Here is a 25751-nt window from a genome sequence, read left to right on the forward strand (position 1 = left end):
CACTTCATGGAAGCCATGGATGCAGTGGGAGCGGCAGCTCCAAATGCCGACCTGTCCATTTGGGGACTATTCTGGGCGGCCGACATCGTCGTCAAATCGGTGATGCTGGGCCTGCTCGGCGCTTCGGTCTGGTGCTGGGCCATCATTGTCGATAAGACTATCGCCTATCGCCGCCTGAGCGCGGAGATGAACAATTTCGAAAAGACCTTCTGGTCCGGCCAGTCGCTCGAAGAGCTCTATCGCCAGCAGTCCGAAAAGGCTTCGGGCGGCATGGGCGCGGTGTTCGTGGCGGCGATGAAGGAATGGAAGCGCAGCCACGAGCAGAACGCGGCAAGCTTTGTGGGCATGCAGCAGCGCCTCGACAAGGTGCTCGATGTCGCCATTGCGCGCGAAAGCGAGTTCCTCGAAAAGCGCCTGGGTTTTCTCGCGACGGTCGGTTCGGCCGGTCCCTTTATCGGCCTTTTCGGTACGGTCTGGGGCATCATGAACGCCTTCACCAATATCGCGGCGTCGTCCTCGACCAATCTTGCAGTCGTGGCTGGCCCGATCGCTGAAGCGCTCTTTGCGACCGCCATCGGCCTTGTCGCCGCTATCCCGGCCGTTATCGCCTACAACAAGCTCTCGGCGGATTCGGGCAAGATGATCGGGCGTCTCGAAGGCTTTGCCGACGAGTTCTCGACCATTCTTTCCCGCCAGCTCGAAGCGCGGAGCCGCTGATATGGGCATGGGTGTTTCTGCCGGTGGAGGTGGGGGCGGACGCCGTCGCCGCGGTCGCCGGAAAGCGGTGATGAGCGAAATCAACATCACGCCCATGGTGGACGTGATGCTGGTGCTGCTGATCATCTTCATGGTGGCCGCGCCGATGATGACGGCCGGCGTGCCCGTCGACCTGCCAAAATCGGCAGCGGCGGAAATGCCGAGCCAGACCCAGCCGATTACCGTCGCCGTGACGCCAGAGGGCGCGATCTTCGTGGATGAGACGCCGGTGACCGAGGCGAGCCTTATCTCGACTGTGTCGGGTCTTGCGACGCCCGAGGATCGCATCTTCCTACGCGGCGATACCACAGCCAATTACGGCGCGGTCATGCGCGTCATGGGCCTTCTCTCGGCAGCCGGATATTCCAAGATCGGGCTCGTTACCGAGCGCGAGCAATAGGCCGGCCCATGCCTATGCGTACAGGCGTTATCGTTTCAGTTTCAGCGCATGTGTTGCTGATCGTGCTTGGTCTGATCAATCTTGGTTGGACCGAGCCGCTGACGCCTGTGACCGAGTCGATCTCGGTCGACCTCGTGCCCATCGAGGAATATTCCAACATTCGCGCCGGTCAGCTCGACAGCACCGTCGTCGAGACCAATACGCCCTCCATCGTGGAAAGCGACCAGCCGGCAGAACTGGCCCAGCCGACCGGCAATACGGAGCAGGACCAGCCGACCCCGTCGCCTGCCAATACGCCGACGCCTCAGCCGGTGACCCAGACCGCGCCGGCTCCGGAGCCCGCGCCGCAGCCTGAGCCTGTGCCGGAGCCGGCTCCCGAACCTGAGCCGACGCCAGAACCTGCGCCCGCGCCGACCCCGGCTCCAGAACCGACGCCGGCTCCAGAACCGACGCCGGCACCAACCCCGACCCCGGTTCCGCCCGTGCCGCAGACGCGGCCAACACCGGCTCCGACGCCCGCGCCCACTCCGGAGCCGACCCCGGCCCCAGAACCAACGCCAGCGCCAACGCCGGAGCCCACGCCGCAACCGGCCCCGCAGCCCACGCCTGAGCCGCCGACGCCGGCCGTCGCCGCGCCGACCCCGGCTGCCCGGCCGAATAACCTTACCCAGCTGCGCCAGCAGTTTGCCGAAGCCGAGCGCAAGAAGCGCGAGGAAGAGGAGCGCAAACGCCAGGCGGCCGCAGCGGCACAAAACCAGTCGCAGACCCCGGCGACGCGCCCGACCCAGCCTGGGCCGACCCAGGCCAACTCCAGCCGGGCCGATGACATCGCCTCGATCATCAACAATGCCCCGACAACCGGCGGCACGACCGGGCGCGGCGGTTCGCCGACACTGGGCGACACCACCGGCACGTCGGCGCGGCTCAGCCAGACCGCCATTGACGGCCTCGTTGCGCGCATCAAGACCTGCTGGAACCTGCTGCCGAGCGACTTTAACTCGGGCATGAACGTGACCCTGCGTGTGGCGATGAACCAGGACGGCACTGTCAACGGCACGCCGCAGATCGTTTCCGCCGACCAGACGGCTGCCGGCCAGGCCATCGCACGCGCCGCCCAGCGCGCCGTGATGCAGTGTGGCCCCTATTCGATGCTGTCCGCAGACTCGTTCAACGAGTGGCGCTCGATCGAAGTGGAACTGAGACCGTGACCTTGAATTTGCCCTGTTGCTGGCCAAAAACCGGCCAAACGGCGAAATTGGAGACAACCAAGACCATGACGCTTCTTACCCGTCGCTCTGCGCTCAAGCTCGGCCTCGCCGGTGGCGCCCTGCTCGCATCCTCCCCCATGGCCATGGCGCAGCTGCGCATCGTGGTGGAAGGGGCCAACTTTCAGCCCCTGCCGATCGCCATCCCGGATTTTGCCTCCTCGGACCCGAGCTTTGGCCGCGAGATCGCCGATATCGTGCGCAACAACCTCAGGCGCTCGGGCCTGTTCCTGCCGCTCGATCCGGCTTCGCTGCCGGTGCGGGTGGGTGACGTCAACGCCACGCCCGATTTCAACACCTGGCGCACCGTCAATGTCGATGCCCTCGTGATGGGTGGTGTGGAGCGGGGCGGACAGATCTCCTCATCCGTTCGCGTCTGGGATACCCGCCAGGGCAGCCAGGTCGTCGGCAAGAGCTACAATACCGATCCCAAATCGGCGCGCCGCGTTGGCCACATCATTTCCGACGCCATCTATGAGCAGCTGACCGGCGGTTCCGGATATTTCGATACACGCGTCATCTACACCGCCGAAAGCGGTCCCAAGGCCAACCGCACGCGGCGCCTGGCCATCATGGATCAGGACGGCGCCAATGTGCAGTACCTGACCGACGGCTCGTCCATGGCCCTGACGCCGCGCTTTGCGCCCAATGGCGACCTCGTGACCTATATGAACTTTGCCGATGGCAATCCGCAGGTCTATCTGCTGCAGCTTTCGAGCGGACGCCAGCAGCGCCTTGCCAATGTCGGCGCCATGACCTTTGCGCCGCGCTTCTCGCCCGATGGCAGCACTGTTGCCTTCTCGGTGGAGCAGGCCGGGGCGACCAATATCTATGCCGTTGGCACCGGGGGTGGTCAGCCTAGGCAGCTCACTTCGGGCGCCGCCATCGATACTTCGCCCTCCTATTCGCCCGACGGCGGCCGTATCGTCTTTGAAAGCGATCGTGGCGGTTCGCCTCAGATCTACATGATGGGCGCCGGCGGCGGTAACGCGCAACGCATCAGCTTCGGCCAGGGCAGCTATTCGACCCCGGTCTGGTCGCCCAAGGGCGATCTGATCGCCTTCACCCGCCAGTCCGGTGGCCAGTTCCACATCGGCATCATGAATGCCGACGGTTCGGGCGAGCGCCTGCTCTATTCGAGCTACCATGCCGAAGGCCCCACCTGGGCGCCCAACGGCCGGGTCATCATGTTCTTCCAGGATCCTGGCGGCAACGATGGCCCGCGCCTGATGAGCGTCGATATCTGGGGGCGTAACCCGCAGACGATCGCGACCGACAGCTACGCGTCCGACCCCTCGTGGTCCGGCCTCCGCAGCTAGTTTTCAAAGGGGGCCTCGGCCCCCTTTTTCATGTCAAAAATCTTGCGACTTAACCTTAACGTGAACGGCGCATTGAGCTGTTGCGCAAGTGCAACGTCACGAAAAAGCCCGGTTTCCCGCCACATTCACGCCGGAATAGGCAAAGATTAACCATTCTAGCGAACCCGGCTTTAAGATTAAGCACGGTAAATGCTTCGCCTAAGATTGTTGCCTTTTCTGGAGCTACCCGTGGCCATTCCCGCACCATTTTCGACCGCGTTGCGCGCTGCCGCGATGCTGTTTTTCGTCGTTGTCGTCGCTGCCTGTTCGCGCAGTTCCAATGATGCCGTCGGTCTGACCGGCGCCGGCAATCTCGGCCCTGGCGGCGGTGCTCCGGGCAGCCAGCAGGAATTCATCGTCACCGTCGGCGACCGCATCTTCTTCACCACCGATTCGAGCTCGCTGACCTCGGAAGCTATGGCTACCCTCGACAAGCAGGCTGCCTGGCTGAACCAGTACCAGAATTACCGCGTCATGATCGAAGGCCATGCCGACGAACGCGGCACGCGCGAATACAATATCGCGCTGGGCGCCCGCCGTGCCAACGTCGTGGTCAACTATCTGGTCTCCAAGGGCGTGAACGGTCAGCGCATCACCAGCCAGTCCTTCGGCAAGGAACGCCCGGTCGCGATTTGTAACGACATTTCCTGCTGGAGCCAGAATCGCCGCGCGGTCACGGTGGTTCAGTAAAATCTTCGGAGCGGCACTCTTGCAGCTCCATTCTTTTGGGTCGAATTTCGGTCCGATGCACGAATTCCAGTCGCAAGAACTGGAGGCAAGGAACGCCCGGTGCCACGAAAGTGGGCCGGGTGTTTTGTTTTGACCAAAATTGGCCTTTATCGGGAGGCCAAAGATAACCATCTTGTCGAAGGCTTTGGACCATTGGAGAAAACGGCGTGAAGCTTGGATCGTTCAACAGAAAGGCGCGCGCGGGACTGTGCGCCATCGCCTTGGGCCTGGGGCTCTTGCCCGTGGCCCAGGCGCAGACCTTGCCCCCGGCCGAACTCGGCGGCCTGGCCCTCAATAATACCCAACCTCAGCGCATGCTGGTGGCACAGGCCGACCAGGCCCAGTTGCTCGTGCGCATCCAGCAGCTCGAAGAACAGATTCGTTCGCTCAACGGCCAGATTGAAGGCCTCACTTTCCAGCTCACCCAGATGCAGGAAATCGTCAACCGCATGCAGGAAGACAGCGAATTCCGCTTCCAGCAGCTGGAAGGCGGTGCTGGGGGAAAAACTGAGGCGGCGACCCAACCTGGTGGCGTGACGCCGCCCGAGGCGTCGCCGCAGACCCAAGTTCAGGCCCCCACCGGCGAAGATGCCGTGCCGATGACCCAGATTCCGGAACAGGGCGTGCGCCCGCTGCCGGGCGAGGCGGAATTCGACCCGACCTTCGACGACCAGTCGGCGCTTCCCATGGATGATCTGGGCAATTCGGCCGACCCTCTGGTTGGAACTGGCCAGTCCGGCGGCATTGACCTTGCTACAGGTCAGCCGCTCGACCTCAGTTACAATCCAACTGTCATCAGCACCGGCAATGCCGATGCCGATGCGCAGTTTGCTGCCGGGTACGAAGCGATCCAGTCGGGCGACTATGCCTTTGCGGCAGACCAGTTCGACCAGTTCGTGTCGCTTTATCCGAATAATCCGCAGGTTCCCGAAGCTGCTAATTTCCTTGGCGAAGCGCTTTTGCGGCAGGGGTCTTATGACCAGGCCGCCGAAGTGCTGCTGGACATCTTCCAGAAGCATCCGGACCATCCGCGTGCCCCCGATCTGCTGTTGAAACTGGGCATGGCGCTTTCGGGCGCCGGCGAACGTGAAACGGCATGCCGCACCTATGCGGAAGTCGGCAAGCGCTATACTTCCCTGCCTCAGGCTTTCGTCACGCGGCTCGCCGAGGAGAAAGTCAAGGCCCAATGCCCGCCAGCCTGACCCCGGATCTCACCGATGGGGCCACGCTTGCAGGTCTTTTTGCTCCCGTCTCCGGCGAGGCCATTCTCGGTCTCGCCGTTTCGGGCGGTCCTGACAGCCTTGCCCTGATGCTCCTGGCCAAACGCTGGGCCTCGGAAGCGCAAACCCGACCCCGGCTCATCGTCTATAGCCTCGACCATGGCCTGCGCCCGGAGGCGGCTGACGAGGTCGCCATGGTGGCAGCGGAAGCGGCGCGTCTCGGGCTCGACTTCCGCGGGCTCAAATGGACAGACGGGCAACCCGAAACCGGGATGCAGGAGGCAGCGCGCCAGGCGCGCTACCGGCTGATCGGTGAGGCCATGGCGGCAGACGGCGCGAGCGTACTGCTCACCGCCCACCATCGTGCCGACCAGGCCGAAACCATTTTGATGCGGCTTGCCCATGGCAGCGGGCTCGATGGTCTCAAGGGCATGGTGGCTTTTTCCGTGGTCGAGGGAGTCCGGGTGTTTCGCCCACTGCTTGATGTCGAGCCGGCAGCGCTGGGCGCAGTGGTCGAGACTTCTGGTCTGGCCCCGGCACATGATCCTTCCAATGATGATGAGGCCTATGAACGCGTTCGCTGGCGTCGCCTGCTGCCCGCACTGGCAAAAGAGGGGCTCGATGGGGCGGCCCTTGCGCGCTTTGCAGCGCGCATGGCGGAAGCCGATCAGGCGCTGGCCCAGCTTGCAGATGCGGCCTTTGCTGAACTGGTGACGATCGATGGTTTTGGCGCGGCCTCGCTGCCACTCCTGGCGCTTGGCCAGTTGGGGCCCGCCACGGGGCGTCGTGTCTTGAGCCGCATTCTCGCGGTCGTCGGCGGGCGGCAGAAGCCGCGCGCGCTCGGCCAGGTCGAGCGGCTCTTTGAGCAGATCACCACCAATACCCTGCCGCGCGGCACGACCCTGCTCGGTACGGTCATCCGCATAAAGGACGAGGCGATTACCGTTGCCCGGGAGCCGGGAAGGGCGTTGCCCGAAACGTTGACGGTGCCGCCGCAGGGGCGGCTTATCTGGGACGAGCGGTTCGAGATCAGCAATCTTTCCGGTGATATGAGCCTCGTCGTTTCGGCGACGGATTTTTTCCCTCGGCATCGGCTGGAGGAGGTGCTCGGCTTCAAGGTGACGACCCCTGCCGAGGCGATCCGCACAACGCCAGTCGTGCGCGACGAAAACGGCGCGGTTCTGTCGCTCGGCGGCTGGTCCTTCGATGAGCGGGTAGAGGTGCGGGTGCTGACGGATTGATGTTGGCCTGGCGTGACGGCAGCCCATAGCTAAAGGTGCTGCGCTTCCTGTTTCGAAAACAGGGGGGGCCCGGAGCGGTATCCGCTTCATCTACAAAAACATTTCGGGGGAATGCCGCTTAGGCGGCGTTCACCAACCTCGATCCCCGCCACAATCGCAGGCGGGAGCAAAATCCTATGGCGCAATAGTTGTGGTGGGGGAACTTGTCGTATCGACGCCCCGTTAACCTCATCGCGACAATATGACTGGACGTAAAGCCCCGGACGCCGCAGGGCTTGCCCTTGTAACGCCCTAATGACGGTCTTACATTCGGCCTAATGCTGCCGCGTCGCGCGCTGGCTTCCTCCGGGACAGGATTGATGAACGGAAATTTCCGCAACTTTGCCATCTGGCTGGTCATACTCTTTATGCTGATGGGCCTCTTCCAGGTCTTTCAGTCTTCTACACGCACCATGTCCGTGGGCGAAAAGAGCTATAGCCAGTTCGTGACCGACATCAACGCGGGTCGCGTTTCCAGCGTCACCATTACCAATGATGTCGTTTCCGGCGTTCTCGATGATGGCACGCGCTTTGAAACCATCGTTCCCGCCGGTGCAGACGTAATTTCGCGCCTTGAAGCACAGAATGTTTCGATCACGGCTCGTGCGCCGGAATCGAGCCCGTTCTGGTCGATCCTCCTTTCCTCCTGGCTGCCCTTCATCGTCATCATCGGCGTGTGGTTCTTCTTCATACGCCAGATGCAGGGCGGTGGTCGTGGCGGTGCCATGGGCTTTGGCAAGTCGCGCGCCAAGCTGCTCACCGAAACGCAAGGCAAGGTGACGTTTGAAGACGTCGCTGGCGTCGATGAAGCCAAGCAGGACCTGGAAGAAATCGTCGAGTTCCTGCGCGATCCCGGCAAGTTCCAGCGCCTCGGTGGTCGTATTCCGCGCGGCGTGCTGCTTGTCGGTCCTCCGGGTACCGGTAAGACGCTGCTCGCCCGCTCGGTTGCTGGCGAAGCCAACGTTCCCTTCTTCACCATTTCCGGTTCTGACTTCGTGGAAATGTTCGTCGGTGTCGGCGCCAGCCGCGTCCGCGACATGTTCGAACAGGCCAAGAAGAATGCCCCGTGCATCATCTTCATCGACGAAATCGACGCCGTTGGTCGCCAGCGTGGCGCCGGTCTTGGCGGCGGTAACGACGAACGCGAACAGACCCTCAACCAGCTCCTCGTCGAGATGGACGGCTTTGAAGCCAATGAAGGTATCATCCTCATTGCTGCAACCAACCGCCCCGACGTGCTCGATCCCGCTCTGCTGCGTCCCGGCCGTTTCGACCGTCAGGTCGTGGTGCCGAACCCTGACGTGTCTGGTCGCGAAAAGGTTCTCAAGGTTCACGTCCGCAAGGTGCCGCTGGCTCCAGACGTCGACTTGAAGGTTCTGGCTCGTGGTACCCCGGGTTTCTCGGGCGCGGACCTGATGAACCTTGTCAACGAGGCTGCCCTGATGGCGGCGCGCAAGAACAAGCGCTTCGTCACCCATCAGGAATTCGAAGACGCCAAGGACAAGATCATGATGGGTGCCGAGCGCCGCACCATGGCAATGACCGATGACGAAAAGAAGCTGACTGCCTATCATGAGGCTGGCCACGCCATCATCGCGCTCAAGGTTGCCGGCATCGACCCGATCCACAAGGCTACCATCATTCCGCGCGGTCGTGCGCTGGGCATGGTGATGACCCTGCCGGAAACTGATAGCTACTCGTTCAGCCGTGAGAAGGCCCTGGCCCGTCTCACCATGCTGTTCGGCGGTCGCGAAGCCGAAATCATCAAGTTTGGCCCGGCCAAGGTGACTTCGGGCGCTTCGGGCGACATCCAGATGGCCACGAGCCTTGCCCGGTCTATGGTGATGGAATGGGGCATGAGCGAAAAGCTTGGCCGCGTGCGCTACAAGTCCAATGACCAGGAGGTGTTCCTGGGCCATTCGGTCACTCAGTCCCAGCACATGTCGGATGACACCGCCAAGCTGATCGACCAGGAAGTGCGCAAGCTCATCGAAGACGGCGAAGCCTCGGCCCGCAATATTCTGACGACCTACAACGACCAGTGGGAAGCCATTGCCCAGGCACTGCTCGAATTCGAAACCCTGACCGGCGACGAACTCCGCGCCCTGATGGACGGGAAGCAGCCGACCCGGCCCGACGATAACGGCCCTGCCGTTCCCAAGGCCACGGGCGTGCCGACTGCCGGCAAATCGGGTAAGAAGCGCCCCGATGCTCCGCCGGAGCCGGGCATGGAACCCCAGCCGGAAAGCTGAAACACGTTTTTCCAAGGGCCACCTACGGGTGGCCCTTTTCTTGTCCAATTCTGTGCGCTACTTCCTCCAAAGTGGTATTAGCCGCATGAGACCAGTTGTCGGGGAGTAGCAGATGGCCCGGAAATATTTCGGAACGGACGGCATTCGGGGCATGGCCAACGGCGACAAGCTGACGCCAGAGCTGGCCATGAAGGTCGGTATGGCAGCCGGCACCAAGTTCGTGCGCGGTGAGCACCGCAACCGCGTCGTCATCGGCAAGGATACGCGCCGCTCCGGCTACATGCTAGAAAACGCGCTCGCCGCCGGTTTCACCGCAGTGGGCATGGACGTCTATTTCCTCGGGCCGATGCCGACCCCGGCCGTTGCCATGCTGACGCGCTCTTTGCGCGCTGACCTCGGGGTGATGATTTCGGCCTCGCACAATCCCTTCGAAGACAATGGTATCAAGTTCTTCCGGCCCGATGGCTACAAGCTCAGCGATGAGCTGGAAGCCGAGATCGAGCGTCTGATCGAGACCGACACGTCGAAGCTTCTCGCCCATGGCATGGATATCGGCCGGGCGCATCGCGACGAAGAGGCGAGCACGCGCTATATCGAATATGCTAAGCGCACCCTGCCGCGCGGCGCGGATCTCTCCGGTCTCAGGGTCGTGCTCGATTGCGCCAATGGCGCTGCCTACAAGGTTGCCCCGCTGGCCCTCTGGGAGCTGGGCGCGGAGGTGATTGCCGTGGGCGTCGAGCCCAATGGCTACAATATCAACCACAAGGTCGGCTCGACCGCACCAGAGGCTGTGGCGGCCAAGGTCAAGGAAGTGCGGGCCGATATCGGCATCGCGCTCGATGGCGACGCCGACCGCGTCATCATCGTCGATGAAAAGGGCAATGTGGTCGATGGCGACCAGTTCATGGCGGTTATCGCGCAGAGCTGGCTCGAGCGCGAAATGCTGCTCGGGGGCGGTATCGTCGCCACCATCATGAGCAATCTCGGTCTTGAGCGCTATCTCACGAGCCTCGGGCTCATCCTCGAACGCACCCAGGTCGGCGACCGCTATGTTCTAGAAGCGATGCGCGCCAAGGGCTTCAATGTCGGCGGCGAACAGTCCGGCCACATTATCCTCTCCGACTTCACCACCACGGGCGATGGCCTCGTTGCAGCGCTGCAGCTGCTCTCGGTGCTGAAGCAGCAGGACCAACCGATTTCGGAAATCTGCCACCGCTTCGAGAAGGTGCCACAGCTGCTGCGCAATGTGCGTTTCAAGTCCGGCAAGCCGCTCGACAACAAGCACGTCAAACAGGCCATCGCCGATGCGCAGTCTATGCTGGGCGACGGCGGGCGTCTCGTCGTGCGCGCCTCGGGCACCGAACCGGTGATCCGCGTCATGGGCGAAGCCGATGATGCCGGGCTCGTCGAAAGCATCGTCGGGCAGGTGGAAGCAGCGATCCTGCAGATCGCTTAACGCGCCAGTAGGGTTAAATCGTAGGGTTAAGCGCGCTTTAACAAGTTTGTCCGATATTTGCCTTCAACCGACGAAGCGTCGTGGCAAATAAAGGACACAACTATGCGCAAGCTCATTGCTGCGTTCCTGTTGACCGGAACAGCAGTCGCAGGCCCGGCAATTGCCGCGGACCTTCCCTACTACCCTCCGGTTATCGAGATTCCCAACGTCGACTATGGCGTCTCGGGAAGCTTTTATCTGCGCGGCAGCGCCGCCGGTAACATGATGTGGGCCAAGGAAGTTAATCACCCGAGCGCCACGCCGACCAATTTCGCCATCACTGACTATGGCTATGGCTACTCGGTCGGTGCCGGCTTCGGTTATGAAACCGGCACGGGCCTGCGCTTCGATGCCACGGTCGACTATCTGTCGAACGACAAGATGACGGCCAATATCAACGATACGTCGGGCAAACTGGCCAATGGCGCGCACACGCTGTCGCTGCGCTCGACCGTCGCTCTCGTTAACGCCTATTACGACTTCGGCTTCAGCGACATGGGCTATGGCGCTGCCGGCGGCATGTTCGGCTATGTCGGCGCTGGTGCAGGTCTCGCCTTCAACGACGTGATCACCAATGGCCCGGGCCTGCCAGACACGCGCGGCACCAATACCAGCTTTGCCGCCGCGGGTATGGTCGGCGCGGGTTACGACTTCGGCCATGTGGTTGCCGACCTCGGCTACCGCGGCCTCTACATCAACAAGGTCGAGAACAACGCTACCACCTATCCCTACTCGATCGCGAACAACTGGGTGCATGAAGTGCGCGGCACCGTCCGCTACCGCTTCAACTGATCTCGTCAGTCTGATCCCATGCAGCGGCGCTCACCTTGGTGGGCGCCGTTTTGTTTTGCGGCATGGACAAGACCGCGCCGCAATGATCTCGTCGGATGAAAGCGGGCATGGAGGACAAGGCCTTGAAGATTCTGGTTATTGGCGCGGCGGGCATGGTCGGTCGTAAACTTGTTGCGGCGCTTCTTGATGCAGGACGGGTAGGTGGTCGTGATGTCGCCGAACTCGTCCTTGCCGATATCATCGCCCCCGAAGCGCCCAAGGCCGGACTTCCTATTGCCACGCATGCCACCGACCTTTCGGACCCGCAGGCAGCCGGAAAGCTGATCGAAGGCCGACCGGACCTAATCTTTCATCTCGCCGCCATCGTCTCGGGCGAGGCGGAAGCGGACTTCGAGAAGGGCTACCGCATCAATCTCGATGGCACGCGGCATCTGCTGGAAGCCATTCGTCTGGCAGGGCTCTCGGCCCCCTATATGCCGCGCCTGGTCTTCACCTCGTCCATTGCCGTCTTCGGCGAGCCGCTGCCGGCCGAAATCCCCGATGCGTTCCCGCTGACCCCGCTGACGAGCTATGGCACACAGAAGGCGATTGGCGAATTGCTGCTGGCCGACTACTCGCGGCGCGGCTTTGTTGATGGAGTTGGTATTCGCCTGCCCACCATCGTCGTGCGGCCCGGCAAGCCCAACAAGGCGGCATCGGGGTTCTTCTCGGGTATTCTACGGGAACCGCTTTCGGGTCTTGAAGCCGTGTTGCCGGTCGAGGCCAGCGTGCGCCACTGGTTTGCGAGCCCCCGCGCGGCCGTCGGTTTTCTGCTGCATGCTGCGGGTCTCGATACGGCGGGGCTCGGGCAGCGTCGCAGCCTGACCATGCCGGGTCTGGCGGCGACCGTCGGTGACGAGATCGAAGCGCTGCGTCGTGTTGCCGGAGAAAAGGCGGTGCAACGCATTCGCCATGAGCCCGATCCGGTGATCGCGCGCATTGTCGCGGGCTGGCCGCAGGCCTTTACGACGCGACGTGCCGAAGAGCTGGGCTTTGTGGCCGATCGCAGCTTTGACGAGATCATTCGCTATCACATCGAGGACGAGTTGGGCGGACGCATCGGCTGAGACATTGCCAGGCGTTCCGCCCCGATCCTATAAACCCGCCATGACCGTATCCTCTCTCGACCTGATTCCTGATTTCGATCTCTCGGCGCGCAATACCCTGGCCCTCAAGTCCCGATCTCGCTTCGGCGTGATGATTGAGACGCCTGATCAAGTAACGGCGGTTTTTGCACGGGCCGAAGAGAGCGGCCTGCCGCTGCGCATTCTGGGCGGGGGCAGCAATGTCGTTCTGTCCTCAGGATATGAGGGTATTACGGCAGTGGTCGCGACCACTGGCCGGCGAGTGCTGGAAGACACCGAGGAGCATGTTCTCGTCGAGGCGGCGGCCGGGGAGGTCTGGCACGATTTTGTCGCCTGGACCGTCGAGCAGGGATTTGGCGGTATCGAGAACCTTGCCGGCATTCCCGGCACGGTTGGCGCGGCGCCGGTGCAGAATATCGGCGCCTATGGCGCAGAGGTCGCCGATGTTTTTGATAGCCTCGTCGCCTACGACGCGGAGACCGGGGCACTGAAGACATTCACGGCGGCCGATTGCGCCTTTGCCTATCGCGACAGCATTTTCAAGCGCGAGGCTGGGCGATATGTGGTGCTGTCATTGCGACTGCGGTTGCCAAAGCCCTGGGCACCGAACCTGCGGTTTGCTGGGCTTGCTGATCTTGAGGCCCCGCTCGACCCCGCAAAGGTCATGGCGCGGGTGCTTGGGCTGCGTGGGTCGAAGTTGCCGGACTGGCGCGTGACGCCCAATGCCGGGTCGTTCTTCCAGAACCCCATCGTGACCCTGGCCGAAGCAGCGCCGGTGCTGGCCGCCTTTCCGACTGCGCCCAACTTTCCTCAAGCTGATGGCCGCACCAAACTCTCGGCGGGCTGGCTGATCGAGCAGACTGGTTTGAAGGGGCTCCGCATGGGACGGGCGGGCATTTCCGAACGTCATGCGCTGGTGGTGATCAATCTCGGCGAGGCCGATGCCGATGATATTGCGGCGCTGGCGGCGCATGTGAAAGCGAGCGTGCGCGCCCGCTTCGGCATTGCTCTCCACGAAGAGCCGATTTTCCTCTAGGCGGCAGCAGCCGCAGTGCTCTGGCGCATGAACTCTTCGAGAGGCATGGGGCGCCCGAAGAAGTAGCCCTGATAGGCCTGGCAGCCGTTTTGGGTGAGGATACTGACCTGCTCACGCGTCTCCACGCCCTCGGCGAGCACGTGGAGTTCGAGGTCTAACCCCATTTTTACGATCCCGCGCAGCAGAGTGGCACTGCGTTTGTTGTCCGTCATCGACTGGACGAAGCTGCGGTCTATCTTCAACTGGGTCAGCGGCAATTGCCGGAGATAGCCAAGCGAAGAATAGCCCGTGCCGAAATCATCGAGCGCCATGCCGATGCCCGCCGCCCGCAATGCCTGCATCTTGGCGATGACGATTTCGGGATTGGCGACCATGACGCTTTCCGTCAGCTCGATCTTGAGCCGGGTTGGGTCAATGCCGAAGGTTTCGATCAGGCTCAATACGGAGCGTTCGAACCCGTCCTCGAGGAACTGGCTGGCGCTGACATTGACTGAGAGCGTTAGGTGTCGTGTTTCCTCGTGCCGCGCCCATTCGGCGAGCGTCCTCATGGCCGACTGGAGAACCCAGTAACCGATGCGGCCCATCAGCCCCGCCTGCTCGGCTGCGGGGATAAACTCCGCCGGTGAGACCTGCTTGCCGTCAGGCGACTTCCAACGGAGCAAGGCTTCGGCGCCGATTCATCTGCCTTCGAGGTCGACCTGAGGTTGGTAGTGAAGGGAGAACTCTTCGTTCCAGAGCGCGTCCCGCAGGCTTCGGCCGAGCCGATCCGTTCGTTCCATCTCGGCCTGCAGCGCATAGACGCAAACGGCGGCAAGTGCGGTGGCGCTTATCGAATTCACCCAGACGCCATATGTCCGGATTTCGTCGCCTATGGGCTGAGCAAAGGGCAGCGCGTAATTGGTGCTGGCGAGGAAGACGAAGCCCAGGAGGCAGAACCCGACGAGGGCGGCCTGGATCGGGGAACGATTGCTCTTGAAGTTGATGAAGCCCAGAACGGCCAAGGGCAGCAAAAACAGATGCGAGACGCGCGGTATGGCGCCGTTCGGCACGTCAAAGATAAGGCAGATCCCCAAGACAAAGCAGAGCAGCGCAAGTTGGGTGAGGTAGAGCGAGGTGGCTACCCGACCAGCATTGGCGAGTTTGAGGCTCAGGAGGCACAGCAGCGTCAGCGCAATCTGGCCGACGGCGAGAACGACGCTGCCTTGAAAAGCGAAGATGATGGCCCAGAACACGGACAGCACGGAAATGGCCAGCGAGGCTACCTTGTAGGCAAGGATCAGCCGCGATGAGTACTTACTTGTTTCTGCCGCCAAGCGTTGCCGGGTCTTGGGATTCACAATCGTGTCTCGTCGGTAATCGACACAGCCATATTACTGGTATTGGCGCCGAACGGTCTAACAATAATCGACAAGACTTAAGACAAGGTACCGCTTTCCTCTTTCGCGGAAGTCTTTGCCATTTGGCTTGAAAACGCGCGGTGTCACCGACGTTCTTGCGAGCGGGACGGATGCCTCGGGAGTTCAGGCTATATCGAGGCCACGAAGATGAGAAAGCCGCGTCCAGGATATGACAATGTCGTAAGGGCGACACTTTTTGCTTGCTCAAGGCCGCTGGAGAGCATCAAGACAGCTTAGACCACCCGCTCGAACCAGCAGCACATCCATGCACAAGCTCCTTGCCGTCGTCTTCGCTTCCTTCCTGACCCTTGCCGCGCAGCCCGCTTTCGCGCATGGGTTCAAGCTGGGTACGATCTTCATCGACCATCCGATGATCCAGGAGGCTCCGCCGAATGCGCGTGTGCTCGGGGGGTACGTGACGCTGCAAAACAATGGCAGCGAAGATGATCGCCTGCTGGCGATCGAGAGCACCGCAGCCAAGAAGGTAGAGCTGCATCAGTCAGTTGTTACCGACGGAATTGCCCGCATGCAGCCCATGACCGATGGACTGGCCCTGCCAGCCGGCCAGATCGTCTGGCTCGGCGACAACGGCACCCATGCGATGTTTGTTCAGCCTGATCGCCACTATGCGCCCGGCGACGAGGTGCCTGCGGTCCTCGTTTTCGAGAAGGCGGGACGTATCGAGGTTACGTTCAAGGTCGAGGCCCGGGGCCCCGAGCTAACGCCCGGTCACGGCGAACACGCGCACTAGGCTTCCGCATCAGTCGGTCCGGCTCTGTCTGCCCCACTGGCCGCCGCGAGTGCATTGCCCAGGATAAAGAAACCTAGAGCCCAGGCTGCACCGAGACTCCAGCCGGCGATGACGTCGGTTGGATAGTGGACGCCGAGGTAGATACGGCTCAGGCCAACCAACAAGGTCAGCGAGACCGCCGCGCCGAAATAGAGGATGCGTAGCCGAATTAGCCTGGTTGTACCGGCAAGTATGGCGCCGATGGTCAGGAATGTGACGGCCGATACCATCGAATGGCCCGACGGAAAACTTGCCGTAAAGACTTCGGCGACGCCGGTGAGGTCTGGGCGCGGGCGGTCGAACAGGGTCTTGAGCACGGTGCTGACAATGGTACCGGACACAACCGAACTGGCAATGAGGAGCGCAGTGCCGCGGCGGCCAGTCAGCAGCAATTGCAGCAGGACGAATGTGATGAGCAGGGCGAGCACGGGGTAAGAGCCAAGGGCGGTCACATCGCGAACAGCTTCAGCAACCCAGTGTGGCCCGATCGGTTGGTCCGGGTGGCCCGGAACTCGCAGAGACAGCAGCACGGCTTCGTCAAACGCATGCGTTTCGCCCTCCACGACATAGTCGGCGACGATGCCGAAAATGCCGAGTAATACGGCGACTCCGGCGAGGGCTGTGTAGACGCGCTTCTGTTTCCAGTTCCAGTTCATGTGTGCTCCCGTCGGCATCAAAACAATCCGCGCATCGCTACGATGGTAGCCGGCTCCTGCATGAAGAGTGCGGCAAGACGGCTATATGTTCTCCTAACATCCGAACACGCTTACTTGTTCTCGCTCGGACTGATCATCCCGGCCCTTGCGAATGAAGGGTGGCCGGACATAGGCTGGGGCATGACCACGGGTTGCGTCAGCGCGGCGCCAGTTGTCCTAGGTCCGCGAGGCTCTGTCATGGCGCTATCGAAAGCTGCTCTGTTTGACTTTGCTCCCGGTACGCCGGGCATTTCCCCACGATGGACATCAAGTGCCAAGAGTGGCGTCGGTACGGCCCTGTCGCGAAAATCACCTGTCTGGTTCACGCTCAGCCATGGCATTTTGAACGAGGTCTACTATCCGCGCGTCGACAGCGCCTGCACGCGGGATTTCGAGCTGCTGATCGTCGGGCCGGATGGCTATTTCTCGGAAGAAAAGCGCGATTGCGACAGCACGACGGCGCATCTCGAAGATGGCGTGCCGGCCTTCTGCGTGACCAATGTCGCGCGCGACGGCCGCTATCGCATTGAAAAGCAGATCATCTCCGATCCGGCGCGGCCGAGCCTGCTGCAGCGGATCGTCTTTACCCCGCTTGTCGGCGAACTGGCGGAGTATCGCGTCTTTGCCCTGGTCGCGCCGCACCTCGTCAATGCCGGCATGGGCAATTCGGCCTGGATAAGCGAGCAGCGCGACGTAACCCTGCTTTTCGCCAGTGGCCGCTCGCGCTACCTGGCGCTTGGCAGCTCATTGCCCTGGCGCAGCCGGTCGGTGGGCTATGTCGGCAATTCCGACGGTTTCCAGCAATTGGCCGAAACCGGGCGGCTCGATCCGCAATATCAGCGCGCCGATGACGGCAATGTCGCCATGATCGCCGAGATCGGCTTTGCCGAACAGAATACGGTCGATCTGGTTCTGGGGTTCGGACAGTCCGAGACCGAGGCGGGTGAGCACGTGCTGGCGAGCCTGCGCTCGGGCTGGGACACGGCCCATGCCGAATATTGCCGGAACTGGCGCGACTGGCAGGGCAGCCTGCGTGACCTGGGCCATGCCGAACCGGGACAGACGGACAGCTATCGCGTGTCGACCGCGATCCTTGCGAGCCATCGCGCCGTCGATCGACCGGGGGCGGTGGTGGCGAGCCTTTCCATTCCCTGGGGGATGAGCAAGGGCGACGACGATATGGGGGGCTACCATCTCGTCTGGCCCCGCGATCTCGTCGAAACCGCCGGTGGGTTCCTGGCGGCGGGCGATCATCGCGAGGCGCTGAACATTCTTGAATATCTGCGCGAGGTGCAATTGGCTTCGGGGCATTGGGCGCAGAACATGTGGCTCGATGGCCGGCCCTATTGGCGCGGCGTGCAGATGGATGAATGTGCCTTTCCCATCCTGCTTGTCGACCTGTTGCACCGCAATGATGCGCTGACAGGACAGGCGCTGGCGCGCTATCTGCCCATGGTGCGGAACGCGGCCGGATATATCATCGCCAATGGCCCGGCCAGCCGGCAGGATCGTTGGGAGGAAGACGGCGGCTATAACCCCTTTACCCTAGCGGTCGAGATCGCCGCCCTTCTGGCGGCGGCCGGTCTTCTCGACGACGAGAGCAGCACGCACCTGCGCGAGACGGCGGATTGCTGGAACGAGCAGATCGAGAACTGGACCTTTGTCGGTGATCCCGATCCGGCCCTTGGGGTGGCGGGCTATTATGCGCGCATGGGCACCGATCTTGCGACCGATATTGCGGGCGCGGGCACCGGGGTGACCATCATCCGCAACCAGGTAATCGGCAAGTCGGAACTGCCATCGCGGCAGGTGCTGAGCCCCGATGCGCTAGCGCTGGTGCGGTTCGGCCTGCGCGCGGCGACGGATCCGCGGATTGTCGACACCGTACGGATGATCGATGCGACGCTCAAGGTGGACCTGCCGCAGGGGCCGCTCTGGTATCGCTATACCGGCGATGGCTATGGCGAGCATGAAGACGGCTCCGCCTTCGATGGCACGGGGCAGGGGCGGGCATGGCCACTTCTGGCAGGGGAGCGGGCGCATTACGAACTCTGCGCCGGGCGGCCCGCAGAAGCCGAAAAGCTGCTGAAAACCCTCGAAGCCTCGGCGAGTGTCGAGGGGCTGTTGCCCGAGCAGAGCTGGGACGCCGATGACATTCCGGATCGGGAGCTGTTTCGCGGGCGCGCTTCGGGGAGTGCCATGCCACTGGTCTGGGCCCATGCCGAACATATCAAGCTCCTGCGCTCGATTGCCGATGGCACGGTTTTCGACAAGCCGCCGCAGACGCATGCGCGCTACATCGCTAATCGCTCGCCCTCGCATCTGCGCATCTGGCGGCCCAACAATGCCATTACCCGCATGCCCTCGGGCAAGGTGCTGAGGCTCGAATTGGTGGCGCCGGCGCTGGTCCATTGGGGGCTCGACGAGTGGCAGGACGCAACTGACACAAAGACACGCGATAGTGGCCTTGGAACTCACGTGGCCGATCTCGACATATCCAAACTGGAGCCGGGCCGGGCGGTGGTCTTCACCTTTCTCTGGCTCGACGAAGAGCGCTGGGATGCGTCCCAATTCAGGGTCGAGATCACCGGCCAATAAGCGTCAAAAAGGAGCCAAGCATATGCAGCTGGGAATGATCGGTCTGGGTCGCATGGGCGCCAATATGGTGCGGCGCCTGATGCTGGCGGGTCATCAATGCGTGGTGAGCGACCTCAATCCGCAAAGCGTCGCGGCACTTGTCGCCGACGGCGCGGTGGGCGCGGCCGACATCGACGATCTCCTTGCCAAACTCGAACAGCCGCGCGCCGTCTGGCTGATGTTGCCGGCCGCGATTACCGGGCGGGTGGCGCGCGATATTGCGAGCAAGATGGCGCCGGGCGACATTCTCATCGATGGCGGCAACTCCAATTATCGCGATGCGGTCGACCTTGCCGCCGAGCTAGCGCCCAAAGGCATTGCCTATGTCGATGTCGGCACCAGCGGCGGCGTCTGGGGGCTGCAGCGCGGTTATAGCCTGATGGTCGGGGGAACGCCGGTGGCGGTGAAATCGCTCGATCCGATCCTGGCGGCCCTCGCGCCGGGCCGGGATGGGTCGGGCGGCACACCGGGAACGGCCGACACGGCGAGCCAGGGGTATCTCCATTGCGGCCCCGCAGGCGCCGGGCACTTCGTGAAGATGGTCCACAATGGCATCGAATACGGCATCATGGCCGCCTATGCCGAGGGGCTGAACATCCTCAAGGCCGCCGATGCCGGCAATGAGACGCGCGCGGCGGACGCCGAGACCGCGCCGCTGCACAATCCCGAATATTATCGGTTCGACATCGACCTGGCGGCGGTGACCGAGGTGTGGCGCCATGGCAGCGTCATCGGCTCATGGCTGCTCGACCTGACCGCAGCGGCGCTCAAGGACGATGCGGCACTGTCGCGCTTTGGCGGCAAAATCTCGGATTCGGGGGAGGGGCGCTGGACGCTGCAGGCTGCCATCGAAACCGGCGTGCCGGCGCCGGTGCTGTCCTCGGCGCTCTTTAATCGTTTCGCCTCGCGCGACAATGATGAGTTTGCCAACAAGCTGGTCTCGGCGATGCGCTACTCCTTTGGCGGGCACGAAGAAAAATGAGCACGCTCCGGGCCAAGGAAGAACGCTCCGACGCACTCGTGGTTTTCGGCGTCACGGGGGATCTCGCGCACAAGATGATCCTGCCCTCGCTCTACCAGATGGTGCGGCGCGGCCATCTCGACGAACCCATTGTCGGGGTCGCTTTTGATGATTGGGATGTCGACAAGCTCGCCGAGCGCGCGCGCGACGGCATCGTCAAGCAGTTCGGTAGCGTGGACGAGACGGTGTTTGCCCGGTTCAAGGCGCAGCTGCGCTATGTCAGCGGCGACTACCGCGAGGCGCAGACCTTTGAAAAACTCCGCACAGCGCTCGGCGGGGCGACCCATCCGCTCTATTATCTCGCCATTCCGCCCTCGCTTTTCGGTACCGTTATCGATGCGCTGAAGGCTGCGGGCATCGCCAAAAAATCCCGGCTGATGGTCGAAAAACCCTTTGGGCACGACCTGACGACGGCGCGGGCGCTCAATGCCGTGTTGCATCGCGCCTTTCCGGAAGAGGCGGTGTTTCGCATCGACCATTTTCTGGGCAAGGAGGCGGTGCAGAACCTGCTCTATTTCCGCTTCGCCAATGCCTTCCTCGAGCCGGTATGGAATCGCACCTATGTCGAGAGCGTGCAGATCACCATGGCCGAGGATTTCGGCATTGCCGGTCGCGGCAAATTCTATGACGAGGTCGGCTGCATTCGCGACGTGATCCAGAACCATCTGGTCAATGTGTTGCTGCTGCTGGCCATGGAGCCACCTGTCACCAGCGCCTCCGATGACCTTAGCGACGAAAAGGTGCAGATCCTCAAGGCCATGCGGCCACTGACCGAGGCCGATGTGGTGCGTGGCCAGTTCGAAGGCTATCGCGACGAGCCGGGCGTGGCGCCAGATTCCAAGGCCGAGACCTTTGCCGCGGTGCGGCTCTTCGTTGACACCTGGCGCTGGAAAGGCGTGCCCTTCTATATCCGCGCCGGCAAGCAATTGCCGGTTCGCGCCACAGAAGTGGTGGTGCGGTTCCGCAAGCCGCCGGTCGCGCTCTTTGACGATGTGGAGGATGCCGCGTCCAACTATGTGCGCTTCCGCGTCGGGCCGCAGGTGATGATCGGCATCGGGGCGCGGCGCAAGGCGCCCGGCAGCGACATGATCGGGGAACCGGTCGAACTCGATGCGGTCGATGACACGACAGACGACATGATGCCCTATGAGCGCCTGATCGGCGATGCCATGAATGGCCAGCGGCAGCTCTTTACCCGGCAGGATGCGTCCGAACTCGCCTGGCGGGTGGTCGATCCGGTGCTGGAACGCAAGGCAGAGCCTGCATCCTACAAGCTCGGCAGCTGGGGACCGGAGGCGGCCATGGCCGGTTTCGAACCGCCCGGCGGCTGGGTCGATCCGGGCAAGGAAGAGGTGATCGTCCATGGCAAATGATCCGGTCGTCCTCGCCATCGACATCGGTGGCTCGCATGTCAAAATCCAGTCGAGCGCCGGCGGTGACGAGCGCAAGGCCGTTTCGGGGCCGACGATGAACGCGGCGGCCCTGGCCGACAGTGTCGAAAAGCTTGCCGAGGGTATGCAATTCGACGTCGTGGCCATGGGCTATCCTGGCCCCGTGGTCCACAACAAGATTTTGAGCGATCCGCATAACCTGGCGCCTGGCTGGGTCGGCTTCGATTTTGGCAAGCGGTTCGGCAAACCGGTGCGGATCGTCAACGACGCGCTGATGCAGGCCATCGGCAGCTATCAGGGCGGGCGCATGCTGTTTCTGGGGCTTGGCACCGGACTCGGGGCGGCGATGATTGTCGAAAATGTAGCCCAGCCGATGGAGCTGGCGCACCTGCCCTATCGCAATGGCCGCACGTTTGAGGATTATCTGGGCGAAGCGAGCCTTGAAAAACGCGGCCACGACAAATGGCAGAAGCACGTTTTTGCCGTCGTCGAGCGCCTGACCACGGCCATGGAGCCCGACTATGTGGTCATTGGCGGCGGCAATGTCGCCAAGCTCGACAGCCTGCCGCCCAATAGCCGCCGCGGCGACAATGCCAATGCCTTCAAGGGCGGCTTTGCCCTGTGGCTCGACAAGACGCTCATCGTCTAACGGTCTTTTGGATAGGACACGAAAGCAAGGCGTTTGCTGTCTGGCGCCCAGGAATTGACGTTGATCGTCCCCTGGCCTCCGAAGAGCGCGGCCAGGTCGTGCTGGTCGGCTCCGGTGGGCGACATCAGACGCAGCAACACTTCCTTGTCGGGCGGATGGCCCAATGTGCCCTCTGGATAGCTAAGATAGGCCACGAAACGTCCATCGGGGGAGAGGTGGGGGAACCAGTTGACGCGGCTGTCAAAGGTCAACTGCTCAATGCCACTGCCGTCGGCCTCCATCCGAAAGACCTGCGCGTGTCCGGGTCGGCTCGCCGCAAGCTCGGAGTTGAAGTAGATCCACCTGCCGTCAGGCGAGTATTCCGGGCCGTCATTGGGCGCCGAGACATGGGTGAGCCGCCTATCTGGCCCACCAGAGGCAGGAATGGTGAAGATGTTGACCAGGCGCTCTTCCTCGGGCCTTTCGACGGCGACATAGGCCAAGGTTTCGCCGTCCGGCGAGATACCGTGCAGGTAATAGTGGTGCGGCGTTGGATGCTCGTTGGAGATTCTGCGAGGGGAGCCACCCTCGAAGGGGACCGAGTAGAGGTGACCGTCGTCGGAGCTGACATAGATCGCTCTGCCGTCGGGCGAAAGCACGTGATCGTTATTGAGGTCATCGAGCCCTGTGGTTTCGATATGCTCCGGAGTGCCGCCACCCGGGCTGATCCTGAACAACTGTCCGCCGGCGTTGAAAACGAGCCATTGCCCGTCCGGCGTCCAATTCGGGGCCTCTATCACATCATCAGCCGTGAAAACGACGCGCCGGTTGCCATCGAGATCGATGACTTCGAGTTGAGCGCACTGGCCCGTCGACAGAATGCGACCGCGGCGGGGAAACGAAAAGCTCATGTGATGTCCCGATGCTCGATTGCGATGGATACTAGGTCGGCGATGGGCCGATGAAAGGTTTTCATCGATGCTGCGATAGCTGTCATTTTCACACGCCGTGAACGGCAGTCACGATGCAATCCAGTTTATCTCGATGCAAGCCGCTCCAAGAAACAAAAGGTCGCCGCGGTGTTTCTCCGCGGCGACCTTGGGTTTCTGGCGATGGCGTGTGCCGCTACGATCTGAGGCTGCGTCCGCTCGCTGCGTCAAAGACGTGAACATGTTCCGGTGCGATGCGGGCCGAGAAGGTTTCGCTTTCGGCTGGGGCAATCATGCTGTCGACAACGGCGGTGAGGTCGGCACCGGCATACTGGAATACGATATGCGCCTGCGCACCGGTCAGTTCGGTCAGGAGGATCGAGCCGGAAACGCTCCCGCCTGACGTTGCTGCGGGATTAAGGTGCTCAGGACGGAGACCCACCTTGATCGCCTGGCCATCGGTCACGGATGCATCCGCAGGCAGGGGCAGGGTGGCGCCGGCCGCCAGAGATGCAGTGACGCTGTCGCCAGAGCGGCGGGCGGTGGCATTGATGAGGTTCATCGCCGGAGAGCCAATGAACCCGGCGACAAAAGTGTTCGCCGGGCGCAGGTAGAGTTCCATTGGCGAGCCTTCCTGTTCGACCTTGCCGCCATTGAGCACCACGACGCGATCGGCAAGCGTCATGGCCTCGATCTGGTCATGGGTCACATAGATGGCGGTGCGACCGACCTTCTTGTGCAGCAGCTTGATTTCGGCGCGCATCTGTACGCGCAGTTTCGCATCGAGATTGGAGAGCGGCTCGTCGAACAGAAACACCGAGGGGTCGCGCACTACGGCGCGGCCCATGGCCACGCGCTGGCGCTGGCCGCCGGAAAGCTGGGCGGGGCGGCGCTCGAGCAGGGAGGTGAGGTCCAGCATGCGGGCGGCTTCGTCTATCAGCGGTTTTTGCTGCGCCTTGCTCATGCCCGAGAGCTTGAGGTTGAAGCCCATGTTTTCCGCCACCGTCATGTGGGGGTAGAGCGCATAGGATTGGAACACCATGGCGATGTTGCGGTCGCGTGGACTGAGATCGTTGACGACCTCGCTGCCGATGGAGATTTCTCCCCCCGTCACTTCTTCGAGGCCGGCAATCATGCGCAGCAGCGTGGACTTGCCGCAGCCGGAGGGACCAACGAGGGCGACGAACTCGCCTTCGGCGATATCGAGATCGATTCCATGAATGACTTCAACACCGCCGAAAGTCTTGCGAACGTCCTTCAGCTCAACCCAACCCATGCAATCCTCCTCTAGCTCACCCATGGCGTGCTGACGGGATTTAGGCCCATGAACACGTTCTTGAAGCTGCTGTATTCATCAAAGCCGTAACGGCCCATTTCACGGCCGATGCCGCTTTGCCTGTAGCCGCCAATGCCCATTTCAGGCGCGCCGCCCCCGGCCGAGTTGATCCAGGTGCGCCCGGCGCGCACCTGACGAATGGTACGCATGGCCTTGGTGATGTCGCGGCTCCAGATACCAGCGGAGAGGCCGTATTGGGTATCATTGGCCAAGGCCACGGCCTGTTCGGGCGCCTCGAAGCTGAAGGTTGCCAGCACCGGTCCAAAAATCTCGTCGCGAGCAATGCTCATGTCGGAATCGACGGCATCGAAAATCGTCGGGGCATAGTAGTTGCCCACATTTCCCAGCCTCTCTCCTCCGGTGATGAGGCGGGCGCCGGCCCTGCGGCCGGCATTGACGTAGCCTTCCACTTTCTCGAGGTGCGGCCGGTGGATGAGAGAACCCACGTGAACGCTTTCGTCGAGGGGGTCACCGATAATGACCTTGTCAGCGATGCGGGTTAGGCGATCGAGCATTTCGTCGCGCGCCGGGGCCTCGACGATCAATCGGCTGCCAGCGATGCAGGCCTGTCCTCCGACGCCAAAGATCGAACGGGCAACGGCATCAGAGGCGGCCTCGAGGTCGCTGTCGGCGAAAACGATCTGGGGGCCCTTGCCGCCAAGTTCCAGACCAACGCGCTTGATATTTGACGCGGCAAGTCCGCCGACGATCTGGCCGACGCGGAAAGATCCCGTAAAGGAGAGAAAGTCGGTTGCGGGGTGTTCGGCCAGGATCTGGCCGACCGGATCGCCATAGCCGGTAATGACGTTGAAGACCCCGTCCGGCAGGCCGCAGTCACGAGCAAGCTCTGCCATGCGAATGGTGGAACCTGACGTGAATTCGCTGGGCTTGACCACGACGGTGCAGCCTGCGCCGAGGGCCCATGGAACACGCTCGGAACCGATCAGCAGTGGGAAATTCCAGGGAGTGATGATGCCGACTACCCCAACAGGCTCGCGCAGCATGAGCCCGATGGCATTGTCGCCGAGGCTGTTGTGCGTTTTTCCCGTTAGGCCCTGAGCGTGACCTGCCGCAAAACGCCAGAATTCGGCCGACGCGCCCATTTCGCCGCGTGCCTGACGAATCGTTTTGCCCACTTCGAGGCATTCGATGATAGCGAGCTCCTCACGGTGCTCATGGATGGCTTCCCCGATGCGGGCCAGAATGCGGCTACGTTCGCT

At 62.3% G+C, this 25751-nt stretch carries 23 protein-coding genes; 17 read left to right on the top strand and 6 right to left on the bottom strand.

The genetic code is table 11. The annotated features are described in order from the left end of the window. The first annotated feature begins 15 nt into the window (after window positions 1–15). From tolQ to murB, 12 genes are all read left to right on the top strand, one after another. Window positions 16–717, top strand: a complete 702-nt coding sequence (gene tolQ, locus J0I64_RS10195) for a protein TolQ (protein ID WP_291407811.1) — start codon at window positions 16–18, stop codon at window positions 715–717. A gap of 1 nt (window position 718) precedes the next feature. Then, the gene (gene tolR / locus J0I64_RS10200; protein WP_291407772.1) at window positions 719–1156 is read left to right on the top strand and encodes a protein TolR; all 438 of its coding nucleotides are present in this window, start codon (window positions 719–721) and stop codon (window positions 1154–1156) included. An 8-nt stretch (window positions 1157–1164) separates the two neighbouring features. Next, window positions 1165–2364, top strand: coding sequence for a hypothetical protein (locus J0I64_RS10205; RefSeq protein ID WP_291407774.1), 1200 nt, complete (start codon window positions 1165–1167; stop codon window positions 2362–2364). Window positions 2365–2429: 65 nt separating this feature from the next. Further along, a complete protein-coding gene (gene tolB, locus J0I64_RS10210) occupies window positions 2430–3740 on the top strand; it encodes a Tol-Pal system beta propeller repeat protein TolB (protein ID WP_291407776.1) in 1311 nt (436 codons plus the stop codon). A gap of 273 nt (window positions 3741–4013) precedes the next feature. Further along, entirely contained in the window at window positions 4014–4469 is a 456-nt protein-coding gene (gene pal / locus J0I64_RS10215) for a peptidoglycan-associated lipoprotein Pal (protein ID WP_291407813.1), read from the top strand. Window positions 4470–4675: 206 nt separating this feature from the next. Beyond that, on the top strand, window positions 4676–5710 hold the full coding sequence (gene ybgF, locus J0I64_RS10220; RefSeq protein ID WP_291407778.1) for a tol-pal system protein YbgF: 1035 nt from the start codon (window positions 4676–4678) through the stop codon (window positions 5708–5710). Then, window positions 5695–6969, top strand: a complete 1275-nt coding sequence (gene tilS / locus J0I64_RS10225) for a tRNA lysidine(34) synthetase TilS (RefSeq protein ID WP_291407780.1) — start codon at window positions 5695–5697, stop codon at window positions 6967–6969. The genes ybgF and tilS overlap by 16 nt, the downstream gene beginning before the upstream one ends. Window positions 6970–7328: 359 nt before the next feature. Then, window positions 7329–9260, top strand: a complete 1932-nt coding sequence (ftsH, locus tag J0I64_RS10230; RefSeq protein WP_291407782.1) for an ATP-dependent zinc metalloprotease FtsH — start codon at window positions 7329–7331, stop codon at window positions 9258–9260. A 112-nt stretch (window positions 9261–9372) separates the two neighbouring features. After that, the gene (gene glmM / locus J0I64_RS10235; RefSeq protein WP_291407784.1) at window positions 9373–10716 is read left to right on the top strand and encodes a phosphoglucosamine mutase; all 1344 of its coding nucleotides are present in this window, start codon (window positions 9373–9375) and stop codon (window positions 10714–10716) included. A 102-nt stretch (window positions 10717–10818) separates the two neighbouring features. Next, window positions 10819–11547: a hypothetical protein gene (locus J0I64_RS10240; RefSeq protein WP_291407786.1), complete on the top strand. Its 729-nt coding sequence runs from the start codon at window positions 10819–10821 to the stop codon at window positions 11545–11547. 122 nt (window positions 11548–11669) lie between these two features. Beyond that, on the top strand, window positions 11670–12653 hold the full coding sequence (denD, locus tag J0I64_RS10245; RefSeq protein WP_291407789.1) for a D-erythronate dehydrogenase: 984 nt from the start codon (window positions 11670–11672) through the stop codon (window positions 12651–12653). Between the two features lie 40 nt (window positions 12654–12693). Beyond that, a complete protein-coding gene (gene murB / locus J0I64_RS10250) occupies window positions 12694–13707 on the top strand; it encodes a UDP-N-acetylmuramate dehydrogenase (protein ID WP_291407791.1) in 1014 nt (337 codons plus the stop codon). Here murB and J0I64_RS10255 read toward each other — a convergent pair. Both J0I64_RS10255 and J0I64_RS10260 read right to left on the bottom strand, forming a co-directional pair. Continuing rightward, window positions 13704–14384 carry an EAL domain-containing protein gene (locus J0I64_RS10255; protein WP_291407815.1) on the bottom strand — a complete coding sequence of 227 codons (681 nt, stop codon included), beginning with the start codon at window positions 14382–14384 and terminating at the stop codon, window positions 13704–13706. The genes murB and J0I64_RS10255 overlap by 4 nt on opposite strands. Beyond that, window positions 14385–15044 (bottom strand): hypothetical protein, encoded by a 660-nt coding sequence (locus J0I64_RS10260; protein WP_291407793.1) that lies wholly within the window; start codon window positions 15042–15044, stop codon window positions 14385–14387. It abuts the gene before it with no gap. Window positions 15045–15369: 325 nt separating this feature from the next. Here J0I64_RS10260 and J0I64_RS10265 point away from each other — a divergent pair, with 325 nt between their 5' ends. Continuing rightward, complete coding sequence (locus tag J0I64_RS10265; RefSeq protein WP_291407795.1) at window positions 15370–15855, top strand: copper chaperone PCu(A)C; 486 nt, start codon at window positions 15370–15372, stop codon at window positions 15853–15855. Here the strand turns inward: J0I64_RS10265 and J0I64_RS10270 are convergent. After that, window positions 15852–16568, bottom strand: coding sequence for a phosphatase PAP2 family protein (locus J0I64_RS10270; protein WP_291407797.1), 717 nt, complete (start codon window positions 16566–16568; stop codon window positions 15852–15854). The two genes, J0I64_RS10265 and J0I64_RS10270, sit on opposite strands and share 4 nt — an antisense overlap. Before the next feature lie 219 nt (window positions 16569–16787). Here J0I64_RS10270 and J0I64_RS10275 point away from each other — a divergent pair, with 219 nt between their 5' ends. The 4 genes from J0I64_RS10275 to J0I64_RS10290 are packed head-to-tail and all read left to right on the top strand — an operon-like array spanning window position 16788 to window position 22287. Continuing rightward, the gene (locus tag J0I64_RS10275; protein ID WP_291407799.1) at window positions 16788–19187 is read left to right on the top strand and encodes a glucan 1,4-alpha-glucosidase; all 2400 of its coding nucleotides are present in this window, start codon (window positions 16788–16790) and stop codon (window positions 19185–19187) included. After that, window positions 19075–20208 carry a phosphogluconate dehydrogenase (NAD(+)-dependent, decarboxylating) gene (gnd, locus tag J0I64_RS10280; protein ID WP_291407817.1) on the top strand — a complete coding sequence of 378 codons (1134 nt, stop codon included), beginning with the start codon at window positions 19075–19077 and terminating at the stop codon, window positions 20206–20208. The genes J0I64_RS10275 and gnd overlap by 113 nt, the downstream gene beginning before the upstream one ends. Continuing rightward, complete coding sequence (gene zwf / locus J0I64_RS10285) at window positions 20205–21620, top strand: glucose-6-phosphate dehydrogenase (protein ID WP_291407801.1); 1416 nt, start codon at window positions 20205–20207, stop codon at window positions 21618–21620. Before gnd ends, zwf begins: the two co-directional genes overlap by 4 nt. Beyond that, window positions 21610–22287, top strand: a complete 678-nt coding sequence (locus J0I64_RS10290) for an ROK family protein (protein WP_291407803.1) — start codon at window positions 21610–21612, stop codon at window positions 22285–22287. The genes zwf and J0I64_RS10290 overlap by 11 nt, the downstream gene beginning before the upstream one ends. Here J0I64_RS10290 and J0I64_RS10295 read toward each other — a convergent pair. From J0I64_RS10295 to J0I64_RS10305, 3 genes are all read right to left on the bottom strand, one after another. Further along, on the bottom strand, window positions 22284–23177 hold the full coding sequence (locus J0I64_RS10295) for a biopolymer transporter Tol (RefSeq protein ID WP_291407805.1): 894 nt from the start codon (window positions 23175–23177) through the stop codon (window positions 22284–22286). The genes J0I64_RS10290 and J0I64_RS10295 overlap by 4 nt on opposite strands. Window positions 23178–23391: 214 nt before the next feature. Further along, window positions 23392–24471 (bottom strand): sn-glycerol-3-phosphate ABC transporter ATP-binding protein UgpC, encoded by a 1080-nt coding sequence (gene ugpC, locus J0I64_RS10300; RefSeq protein ID WP_291407807.1) that lies wholly within the window; start codon window positions 24469–24471, stop codon window positions 23392–23394. Between the two features lie 11 nt (window positions 24472–24482). Continuing rightward, window positions 24483–25751: aldehyde dehydrogenase family protein (locus tag J0I64_RS10305; protein WP_291407809.1), on the bottom strand; the 1269-nt coding region annotated here is incomplete at its 5' end.

Origin of the sequence: Devosia sp., assembly GCF_017307565.1 — a bacterium.
In the GTDB taxonomy this organism is placed as follows: Bacteria; Pseudomonadota; Alphaproteobacteria; order Rhizobiales; family Devosiaceae; genus Devosia.